The sequence below is a fragment of the bacterium genome (genome assembly GCA_028820935.1).
Classification (GTDB): domain Bacteria; phylum Actinomycetota; class Acidimicrobiia; order Spongiisociales; family Spongiisociaceae; genus Spongiisocius.
Genome location: JAPPHZ010000050.1, coordinates 42,653 through 52,797, shown reverse-complemented (window position 1 = coordinate 52,797; position 10,145 = coordinate 42,653). Strand labels below are relative to the sequence as shown.

At 65.4% G+C, this 10,145-nt stretch carries 11 protein-coding genes and 1 tRNA gene; all 12 read left to right on the top strand.

The genetic code is table 11. The features are described 5' to 3' along the window. Nucleotides 1–89 precede the first annotated feature (89 nt). Complete coding sequence (gene rpmG, locus OXM57_14895; GenBank protein MDE0353965.1) at nt 90–272, top strand: 50S ribosomal protein L33; 183 nt, start codon at nt 90–92, stop codon at nt 270–272. Nucleotides 273–317: 45 nt separating this feature from the next. Then, a complete protein-coding gene (locus tag OXM57_14890; protein MDE0353964.1) occupies nt 318–1,199 on the top strand; it encodes a MaoC family dehydratase N-terminal domain-containing protein in 882 nt (293 codons plus the stop codon). Nucleotides 1,200–1,218: 19 nt separating this feature from the next. Beyond that, nucleotides 1,219–1,767: a sigma-70 family RNA polymerase sigma factor gene (locus OXM57_14885; protein ID MDE0353963.1), complete on the top strand. Its 549-nt coding sequence runs from the start codon at nt 1,219–1,221 to the stop codon at nt 1,765–1,767. Next, nucleotides 1,764–2,171: a hypothetical protein gene (locus tag OXM57_14880; protein ID MDE0353962.1), complete on the top strand. Its 408-nt coding sequence runs from the start codon at nt 1,764–1,766 to the stop codon at nt 2,169–2,171. Before OXM57_14885 ends, OXM57_14880 begins: the two co-directional genes overlap by 4 nt. Before the next feature lie 86 nt (nt 2,172–2,257). Next, nucleotides 2,258–2,333 (top strand) — tRNA-Trp (locus tag OXM57_14875). 58 nt (nt 2,334–2,391) lie between these two features. Further along, entirely contained in the window at nt 2,392–2,703 is a 312-nt protein-coding gene (gene secE / locus OXM57_14870; GenBank protein ID MDE0353961.1) for a preprotein translocase subunit SecE, read from the top strand. Nucleotides 2,704–2,705: 2 nt separating this feature from the next. Beyond that, nucleotides 2,706–3,560, top strand: a complete 855-nt coding sequence (nusG, locus tag OXM57_14865; GenBank protein MDE0353960.1) for a transcription termination/antitermination protein NusG — start codon at nt 2,706–2,708, stop codon at nt 3,558–3,560. A gap of 64 nt (nt 3,561–3,624) precedes the next feature. Next, nucleotides 3,625–4,053, top strand: coding sequence for a 50S ribosomal protein L11 (gene rplK, locus OXM57_14860; GenBank protein ID MDE0353959.1), 429 nt, complete (start codon nt 3,625–3,627; stop codon nt 4,051–4,053). A 259-nt stretch (nt 4,054–4,312) separates the two neighbouring features. Further along, on the top strand, nt 4,313–5,029 hold the full coding sequence (gene rplA, locus OXM57_14855; GenBank protein MDE0353958.1) for a 50S ribosomal protein L1: 717 nt from the start codon (nt 4,313–4,315) through the stop codon (nt 5,027–5,029). A gap of 314 nt (nt 5,030–5,343) precedes the next feature. Continuing rightward, the gene (rplJ, locus tag OXM57_14850) at nt 5,344–5,865 is read left to right on the top strand and encodes a 50S ribosomal protein L10 (GenBank protein ID MDE0353957.1); all 522 of its coding nucleotides are present in this window, start codon (nt 5,344–5,346) and stop codon (nt 5,863–5,865) included. 67 nt (nt 5,866–5,932) lie between these two features. Beyond that, nucleotides 5,933–6,319, top strand: a complete 387-nt coding sequence (gene rplL / locus OXM57_14845; protein MDE0353956.1) for a 50S ribosomal protein L7/L12 — start codon at nt 5,933–5,935, stop codon at nt 6,317–6,319. Between the two features lie 427 nt (nt 6,320–6,746). Then, nucleotides 6,747–10,115: a DNA-directed RNA polymerase subunit beta gene (locus tag OXM57_14840; GenBank protein MDE0353955.1), complete on the top strand. Its 3,369-nt coding sequence runs from the start codon at nt 6,747–6,749 to the stop codon at nt 10,113–10,115. Nucleotides 10,116–10,145: the final 30 nt, after the last annotated feature.

Genomic DNA, 10,145 nt, shown 5'->3' with positions numbered 1-10,145 from the left:
ACCGTAGGAGCAGGCACAGTCACCAAAATCATCGAATAACGGGAACGCAGGAAGACCAGGTCGGAGAACCGGACAGCGGGAGGGCCGCCATGGCCAAGAAAAAGGGAAGCCGCATCAAGATCACCCTTGAGTGCACCGAGGCGAGGGCCGAGGGAAAGCCCCCGTCGCGCTACATCACCACCAAGAACCGGACCAATACCACCGGACGGCTCGAGCTCAGGAAGTACAACCCCTTCCTGCGGCGCCACACCCTGCATCGCGAAACCCGCTAGTTGATGGATGGCGCCACGCCGGCCCTGTAGGGGCAGGCCGGGACGGTGACGGGCTTGGAGGACCTGGCCGGTCGTACCTACGGCCCGGCGCGGTTCGGGGTCGGCCGGGCCCAGGTGGCCGCATACGTGGCGGCGACCGGCGACGATCCCGAGCGCTGGCACTCCTATGCCCCACCCTCCTTCGCGGGGGCGGCTCTCTTCAAGGTGGCCACCTCCTTCCTGGGCGATCCGAGCGTGGCATCGCATGCCCGCTTGCTCATCCACGGTGAGCAGGCATTCACCTGGCGTCAACCCTGGCGGATCGGCGCCAACCTGGCCATCTCAGCCCGGGTCGACCGCCTCCGGGAGCGGGCCGGCACCGCCTTCGTCACTTTCGGCGCCGAGGTCGTCGACTCCGCGGACCGGACGGTGCTGTCGTCCCGATCGCTGTTCCTCATGTCCCCGGAAAGTCCGCCGGGCGGCACGGCTGCGGAGCGTTCCGAGCCGGCGGCGGAGGCGCGCCGGGCCAACTCCGTTCCCCGGGCGGAGTCCCTTCCCGCGGTGGGCGAATCCCTCACGCCGCTGGCCAAGTCGGCCTCCCGGGTCGATCTGGTGCGGTACGCCGCCGCCAGCGAGGACTTCAACCCCGTCCACTGGGACCACCTACGAGGGGTCGAGTCGGGAGTGGGCGGTGTCATCTGCCACGGCCTGCTGATGGCCGCCTGGGCTACCCAGCCGGCCGCTGCATCGTCGCCGGGGCCCCATCCTCTGGTCAGGGCCCGTTTCCGGTTCCGGCGGCCCCTGTATCCCGACCAGGCTGCCCTGGTCACCACCTTGGTGAAGGATCGAGATGAGCGCCGGATCGTCCTCGGCTCGAAAGTCTCGTCCGGAGCCGGAGATCACGTCTCGGCTAGCATCGAGATGCATACGGACGGCGGGAGCGGGTAGGACGGTGCAGGACCACCGGTTGGACCCTGATGTGAACGAGCTGGTGGAGCGGTCGCGACAGGGTGATCGGGACGCCTTCGGAGAGCTGGCCCGGCTCCATCAACACGAGGTCTACACCCTGGCGGTCCGGCTGACGGGTGATCGAACCCTGGCCGCCGATGTCACGCAGGAGGCGCTGATCCGGGCGTGGCGGGCCATCGGGCGTTTCCGGGGTGATTCGAGCTTCTCCACCTGGCTGTACCGGATCACGGCCAACGTCGCCTGGACGCTCAAAGGACGGGCGGCTCGCCAGCGCACCTACCAACTCGACGCCATGATCTTCCAACCCCAGGCGAGCGACCGCGGCAATCCCGAGGTCGCGGGAGAGCGGACCGAGTTGCGCGCCCGGCTCGGGGCGGCGCTCGCAGAACTGGCGCGATCCCAGCGCACCGTGGTGATCCTGAAGGATGTCTACGGCTGGTCGCACAAGGAGATCTCCGAGGCGCTATCGATTTCGGTGACCGCCTCCAAGGTGCGGTTGCACCGCGCTCATCTCCGGTTGAGGGAGCTGCTGAAGGAGGCGCGTTGAGCCGCCTGGTGAACCGAGCAAGCCTCGATCGCGTCCCGCGGATCGCCACCTGCGGCCTCACCCGGCTGGTCCTCCACGGCGCCGAGTCGGGCGGGATAGACCTGCCCCCGGTGATGGAGCGACATCGCCGGGGCTGCCTGTCCTGCCAGGCCGCCACCGCTCGCCAGCGGAGGATGCTGGCCGAGTTGGGCGCGTTGCGAACCCAGGTCGAGCCCGTGCCCTATGACATGACGGCCGGCCTGGAGTATCCGGCCGAGGTGGGAACCGACCACCCCTCGGCACAGCGCAGATCCACCAATCGAAGAACCACCACCGCGGTGGCGTCGGCGGTATCGATCGCCGCCATAGGGGTGGTGGTGCTGGCCCGCCGGATGAGATCGCCCAAGATCCGGAAGCCGGCCTAGGCGGGAGGCCGGCCACCGACGACCGGACCGGGTCGTGAGGTGTCTAAACTAGGGCAGACCTGTTCGTATACTCCCTGCGGCAGCCGAGGGGCGTAGCTCGAAGTTGGTTAGAGCGCCGGTCTCCAAAACCGGAGGTTGGGGGTTCGAGTCCCTCCGCCCCTGCTCGACTCGTTCACTGCGGCTCTCGTCGCAGTAACCCACAAGAAAAAGGCAGCAGAAAATGAACCGCGAGATGCGTCGCATGGCCGAGCGGGAAGAGCGGCGCAACAAACAGCAGGGTGACCGGCGCCGTACCCTCCCCGGTTCGCCGGGTGGCGATGGGTCGGTGTCCGGCCGCTTGGGCCGGCTGGTCCAGTTCCTCCGCGAGGTGCGGGTGGAGTTGAGCCGCGTCAACTGGCCCAACCGCCGGCAGATGATCGCATTCACCACCGTGACCGTCATCACGACCGGCGTTCTGACGGGTTACGTATTCCTGGTGGACTTGGCCCTCAGCCGATCCGTCCTGGCCGGGATCAGAGCTCTGACAGGTTGATCATGGCGGAACGGACAGCAACACAGCAGGATGGAGTTCCCGCCGAGCCGGGAGATGGCGAGGAGTCGTCGCTCGGTTCCCTGGGAGCGGCGTTCCTGAGTGCCGGCTTCCTGGCCGATGGATCCCGTGACGAGACCGAGCCGGGACCCGCCGAGGAAGCCCCCCGCCCGGAGGTTGCGGAAGCCGAGACCCCGGCCGAGCCCGAGCCGAAGCAGCCGGTTGCGAAGACTCCGGCGGACGGAGCCAAGACCGCCACCACTCAGGAACTGGTTCCCGAGTTCGTGGAGGAAGATCCGATCAGTCCCTACGACAAGCGCGGGTCCTGGTACGTGATCCATGCCTATTCGGGTCACGAGAGAAAGGTTCGCGCCAACCTCGACACCCTAAAGACCTCCCAGCACCTGGAAGGGAGCATCTTCGAGGTGGTCATCCCCACCGAGAAGGTGGTCGAGATCAAGGGCGGCCGCAAGGTGGAGGTGGAGCGGCGCATGTTCCCCGGTTACCTCTTGATCCGGATGTACGACGACACCCATACCTTCAACGTGGTGAGGAATACCCCCGGAGTCACCTCGTTCGTGGGTAGCGGGATGGGAGGCGGATTCCAGCCCACCCCGTTGTCACGCCGCGAGGTGGAGCGTTTCCTCGGTCTCAAGAGAGAGGCGGCCAAGAAGGCCCCGAGGTTCCGCCCGGCGTGGGAGATCGGGGAGACGGTGCGGGTGTCGAGGGGGCCCTTCGCCGACTTCAACGGAGTGGTGGAGAACATCAATGTCGACCAGCAGAAAGTCACCGTGCTGGTCGAGATCTTCGGTCGGGACACGCCGATGGAACTGGATTTCGAGGACATCCAGAAGCAGTAGAACGCCACCGACTAGCCGGACCGAGACCGGATCACTAAGACGAGAGATGTAAGGACAGAGGACCATGGGCAGAAAAAGGGTTGCAGCCATCCTGAAGGTTCAGATCCCGGCCGGCGAGGCGAGCCCGGCGCCGCCCGTCGGGCCCGCCCTGGGCCAGTACGGCATCAACATCATGGAGTTCGTCAAGTCCTACAACGATGCCACCCGGGCCCAGGTGGGCACCATCGTTCCGGCCGAGATCACCATCTACACCGATCGGTCGTTCAGCTTCGTCACCAAGTCACCTCCAACGGCGGTGTTGCTCCGGCAGGCCGCTCGGGTGGAGAAGGGGTCGGCGGAGCCGCACCGGGAGAAGGTCGCCACCCTGTCCAGGGATCGGATCAGGCGGATCGCCGAGACCAAGCTCCCCGACCTGAACACCGACGACATTGAGGCCGCCATGAACATCGTGGCCGGCACCGCCCGGTCGATGGGAATCATCGTCGCCGACTGACCGGGCCCTTCGCCCCAAGAAGCGGGGCTAGTGGTCTGTCTGTGTAATGTCGGTGTGGTATGGCGTCGGCAGCGGTGTTCCTCGCAAGGCCCGCTGACGAAGGCGTACCCGCAGCGGTACGTTGAGGAAGCGGAACGCAGCGACGGGACGCCGATGGCCGCCATAGCACCCGGTTGTTTCGCAGACCGACCACTACAACCGAACACCGATGGGAGAGCTACCGCGAGAGTGGCTCGCTATGACCACAAGGAGGAATCCAATGGCCCGCAGGGGCAAGCGCTACGACCGGCTCTCCGCCGCATACGACAAGTATCACCACTACGAGCCGCTCGAGGCAGTTCGCATGGTGAAGGCTTCCGCCGCCGCCCGCTTCGACGAGACCATCGAGGCGGTGATGAAGCTGGGGATCGATCCCCGCAGGGCCGACCAGCTGGTACGGGGCACGGTGGTGCTTCCCCACGGAACGGGCAAGGCGGTTCGCGTCGGCGTGTTCGCGGTCGGTGACCTGGCAACCGAGGCCGAGGAGGCGGGAGCCGAGGTGGTCGGTGGCGACGAACTGATCGAGTCGATCGCCTCGGGCGGGAACATAACCTTCGACGTGGCCATCGCCTCGCCGGACATGATGCCGAAGGTGGGTCGCCTCGGAAGGATCCTGGGACCTCGGGGTCTGATGCCCAACCCGAAGGCCGGGACGATCACCCGAGATCTGGCTCGGACCGTCGGCGAGTTCAAGGCCGGCAAGATCGAGTACCGCAACGATCGCTACGGCAACGTGGCCGCTCCCATCGGCAAGGCCTCCTTCGACGAGGCGCGCCTCCACGAGAACCTGATCGCCCTGGTCTCCGAGCTCCTACGGGTGAAGCCGGCCGCTTCGAAGGGCACCTATCTCAGGGGGTTGTCGATAGCCTCGACCATGGGTCCGGGCATCAGGGTGGACGTGACCAAGGTGGACCGCCTGTCCAGCGTGGCTTCCTAGCCGGTAGCTAGCAGTCTTCTCGTCCCACCGACGAGCGGCAACCGGCAACGGGCGGTGACCCCTGCCTGGCGCAGGATGGGCGCGGCCGCTACACTGCCCGCGGTTTCCCGGTCCCGGCCGGGAATGTTTGGCCGTAGACAGCCGGTACCCGTCACGGGTGTAAAGCAATCCGGGAGGATTCGCCTGCCGAGGTCGGATCGAGGCATCCGTCTCGACTCCTCCTTGCTGTCCCTGTGCGCCGTTCCGGCGCGTGCGGCCGACCGCCAGCAAAGTCGCGGGGCGGCCCGCGACCCGCAATCCAGCGGAGGAACCTCATGCCACGACCCGACAAGGTCCGGGCGGTTGAAGACATCAAGGGTTACTTCTCGGCCTCGTCCTCATCGTTCCTGACCGAGTACCGCAGCCTGCCGGTGGCGGCCCAGCAGGAACTTCGCCGTACCCTCAAGGATGCCGGGGCAAGATACCGGGTCCTGAAGATGACGCTCACCAGGCGCGCCCTCCACGATCTCGGCCACGTCGACCTCGACGAGTGGCTCACGGGTCCGACCGCCGTGGCGTTCGTAGAGGACGATCCGGTACCGGCCGCCAAGGCACTGGTCGCCTTCAGCCGCGACCACGAAGGCCTGGTCATCAAGGCCGGCATGCTCGACGGCCGGGCCATCGCCGCCGATCAGGTGGCGCGCCTCGCCACCCTGGACAGCCGGGATGTGATGCTCGCCAAGGTCGCCGGGGCATTCAACGCGCCCCTGACCAGAGCCGCCTCGTTGATGGGTTCCTTTACCAGGAACGCAGCCTCGGTGTTCTCGCAGTTGCTCGAAAAGAAGGAAGAAGGATAAGGCCGAGCCCAGGCGCGGCCACCGGTGTCCTGCACCGGCCGAAAGTACGGAATCTAGGAGGATGGCAATGGCCAGCATGACTACTGAAGAACTGTTGGGTGTGTTCGAGGAGATGACGGTCCTCGAGCTCAAGGAGTTCCTCGACGCCTTCGAGGAGCACTTCGACGTGACCGCGGCAGCCCCGATGGCGATGGCGGTCGCGGCCGGCGACGGCGCCGGCGCCGAGGCGCCCGCCGAGGAGCAGACGGAGTTCGACGTGGTGCTCACCGGATCCGGCGACAAGAAGATCCAGGTCATCAAGGAAGTCCGGGCCATGACCAGTCTCGGGCTCAAGGAGGCCAAGGCGGTGGTGGACGGCCTACCCAGCACCGTCCTCGAGGCAGTCTCCAAGGAGGAGGCCAACGCCGCCAAGGAGAAGATCGAGGCGGTCGGAGGCTCAGTCGAGACCCGCTAGTTGCTAGTTGCTAGTTACTAGTTGCTAGTGATGTTCTATAGTGAATTACTAAGAACTACAGACTAGAGACTAGAGGCTAGAGACTAGAAACAGATGTTGACGGCCGCTCCGGTGTCCCGTTAACATCTCCGCGGAGTGGACGGCATAGCCCGTAGGGTGCAGCGACGGGAGCCCGTCGATAGGAGTTGACTTCCGCCTAAGGCTTCGGGTTTAGGCGGGCTTTGCCGCGTGCTAAACTACCGGTTTGCTGTGCCCTATGGTGTCGGGAGAGCGCGCGTACCTTCACACATCCCGCCTGATTGGCGACCGATATTCGGAGAGCATGGTGATAGTTCGTGTCCGGACTGGCGTCGGAACACGGATGTATCGGGTCAAGTGAGTTCGAACCGGCCGGTGTTACCGGTTGGGTGTCTATTAGGAGGAAGCTTTGGCCATAGCCCCTGCTGTTGATCGACTGTCCTTCTCCAAGATCCCCGAGGTCAGCCCCCTGCCCGACCTCATCGCGGTCCAGCGAGAGTCCTTCAACTGGTTTCTCGAAGAAGGCCTCAGCCGGATCTTCCAGCAGCTCTCACCCATCGAGGACTTCGGCGGGCAGCTGGCTCTCGACCTGAGCGATCATTATTTCGGGGAGCCGCTCATGACCGAGGAGGAGGCGAAGGAGCGGGACACGAGCTACTCCAAGCCTCTTCACGTGATCGCCCGGTTCGTAAACCGCAATACCGGGGAGATCAAGGAACAGAGGGTGTTCCTCGGCGACTTCCCGATGATGACCCGCAACGGCACCTTCATCATCAATGGCACCGAGCGGGTGGTGGTGAGCCAGCTGGTGCGATCTCCCGGCGTGTACTTCGACCACTCCGTCGACAAGGCCTCCGACAAGGACGTGTACGGCGCCAAGGTGATACCCGGCCAGGGCGCCTGGATGCAGTTCGACATAGACAAGCGCGAAACGGTCGGCGTACGGGTGGATCGCAAGCGGCGCCAGTACATCACGTCGTTCGTGAGGGCGCTGGGCATCGCCGAGACCGATGACGAGATCCTCCGACTGTTCCATGACGCGGATGTCATCGCCAACACCCTTGAGAAGGACCCGGTGGGTGACGTGGAGGAGGCCATGCTGGACTTCTACCGCAAGCAGCGCCCGGGCGAGCCGACCACCCTGGACTCCGCCAAGGGACTGATCGGTTCCATCTTCTTCAACTCGAAGCGTTACGACCTCACCGAGGTGGGCCGCTACAAGGTCAACCAGAAGTTCGAGAACCCGGAGGGACACCCAACCGAGAACGGCCTCTTCACCCCGGACGACTTCATCGACACCATCCGCTACCTGATCCACCTCCAGCAGGGTAAGGAGACCATGACCACCCGGGCCGGTAACGAGGTGGTGGTCCGTACCGACGACACGGACCACTTCGGTAACCGCCGGGTGCGGACGGTCGGGGAGCTGGTCCAGAACCAGATCCGAGTGGGTCTGAGCCGGATGGAACGCCAGGTCAGGGAGCGGATGTCGACCCAGGACCCGGATTCCATCACGCCCACCTCGCTCATCAACATCCGGCCCGTGGTGGGTTCTATCAAGGAGTTCTTCGGATCCAGCCAGCTCAGCCAGTTCATGGACCAGCCCAACCCGTTGGCCGGGCTCACCCACCGGAGGCGCCTGTCGGCGCTGGGTCCGGGCGGCGTGTCGCGGGAGCGGGCAGGCTTCGAGGTACGGGACGTCCATCCCTCCCACTACGGGCGCATGTGCCCCATCGAGACCCCCGAAGGCCCCAACATCGGGTTGATCGGGTCCCTCGCCAGCTACGCCCGGGTCAACCGGTTCGGCTTCATCGAGACCCCCTACCGCGAGGTCGAGGACGGCCGGGTGACCGATGTCACCAAGCACCTGACCGCATCGGAGGAGGAACGTTTCGTGATCGCCCAGGCCAACTCGGAGTTGAACCCGGACGGCACCTTCGTTCGTGACCGGGTGCTGGTCCGCCGGGCCGGCGGCGAGATCGACCGGGTGCCGCCCCGAGACGTCGACTACATGGACATATCACCCAAGCAGATCGTCTCGGTGGCCACCTCCCTGATCCCGTTCCTGGAGCACGACGACGCCAACCGGGCGCTCATGGGCTCCAACATGCAACGCCAGGCGGTGCCCCTGCTCCAGGCCGAGGCGCCGCTGGTGGGCACCGGCGTGGAAGCCCGGGCGGCCCAGGATTCCGGCGATCTGATCACCTCCGAGGTGGCGGGCGTGGTGACCTCCGTAAACGGCAACGAGATCGTGATCGTCGAGACCGGCACCGATGAGGAGCATCGCTACCGGCTGCGTAAGTTCGAGCGCTCGAACCAGGGCACCTCGATCAACCAGAAGCCGGTGGTCGACGTCGGTGACGAGGTGGCGGCCGGGATCGTAATCGCCGACGGACCCTCCACCGAAGCGGGCGAGCTGGCGCTGGGCAAGAATCTGCTGGCCGCCTTCATGCCGTGGAAGGGCCACAACTTCGAGGATGCCGTAGTCCTCAGCGAGCGCCTGGTGAAGAAGGATGTGCTGACCTCGATCCATATCGAGGAGTACGAGGTCGACGCTCGCGACACCAAGCTGGGTGCCGAGGAGATCACCCGTGACATTCCGAACGTTGCGGAAGAGGTGCTCAAGGACCTCGACGACGAGGGCGTTATCCGCGTGGGCGCCAACGTGGGCCCGGGTGACTACCTGGTCGGCAAGGTGACTCCCAAGGGCGAGACCGAGATGACCCCCGAGGAGCGCCTGCTACGGGCCATCTTCGGCGAGAAGGCCCGCGAGGTCAGAGACTCCTCTCTCAAGGTTCCCCACGGTGAGTCCGGCAAGGTGATCGATGTAAGGGTCTACCGGCGGGACGACGGCTACGACGATCTCCAGCCCGGAGTCAACGAGCTGGTACGGGTGTGCGTGGCCAGCCAGCGCAAGATCTCCGAAGGGGACAAGCTCGCCGGCCGGCACGGCAACAAGGGCGTGATCGCCAAGATCCTCCCGGAGGAGGATATGCCCTTCCTGGCAGACGGAACCCCCATCGACATCGTGCTCTCGCCGCTGGGTGTTCCATCCCGGATGAACCTCGGCCAGGTGCTGGAGACACATCTCGGCTGGGCTGCCGCTCAGGGATGGCGGCCCTTCAAGAGCGCGACCCCGGCGGCGGAGGGCAGGCCGCCCCGATCTCCCGTGGCCACTCCCGTGTTCGACGGCGCCCGCCAGAGCGAGATACGGGACGTCATCGCCAACAGCCTCCCCAACCGGGACGGGGTGCGCCTCGTGGGCGACGACGGCAAGGCGGTCCTCTACGACGGTCGTACCGGGCGGCCCTTCGACACGACCATCACGGTTGGATACCTCTACATCCTCAAGCTGGTCCACCTGGTGGACGACAAGCTCCATGCCCGTTCGACCGGTCCCTACTCGATGATCACCCAGCAGCCGTTGGGTGGTAAGGCGCAGTTCGGCGGCCAGCGCTTTGGCGAGATGGAGGTGTGGGCACTCGAGGCCTACGGCGCCGCCTACGCCCTCCAGGAACTGCTGACCATCAAGTCGGACGATGTCCTCGGTCGGGTCAAGGTCTACGAGTCGATCGTGAAGGGCGACAACATACCCGAACCGGGGATTCCGGAATCCTTCAAGGTGCTAATCAAAGAGATGCAGAGCCTGTGTCTCAACGTAGAGCTGCTGTCGGCGGGGGAAGAGGTCCAGTTCAGAGACCTGGACGAGGACCTCTACCGCACGTCGGAGTCGCTCGGAATCGATCTGTCGCGTCCGGAGCGCAGGGAAGAAGGTTGATAAGCGTGGATTGGGGTCAAACACCTGACC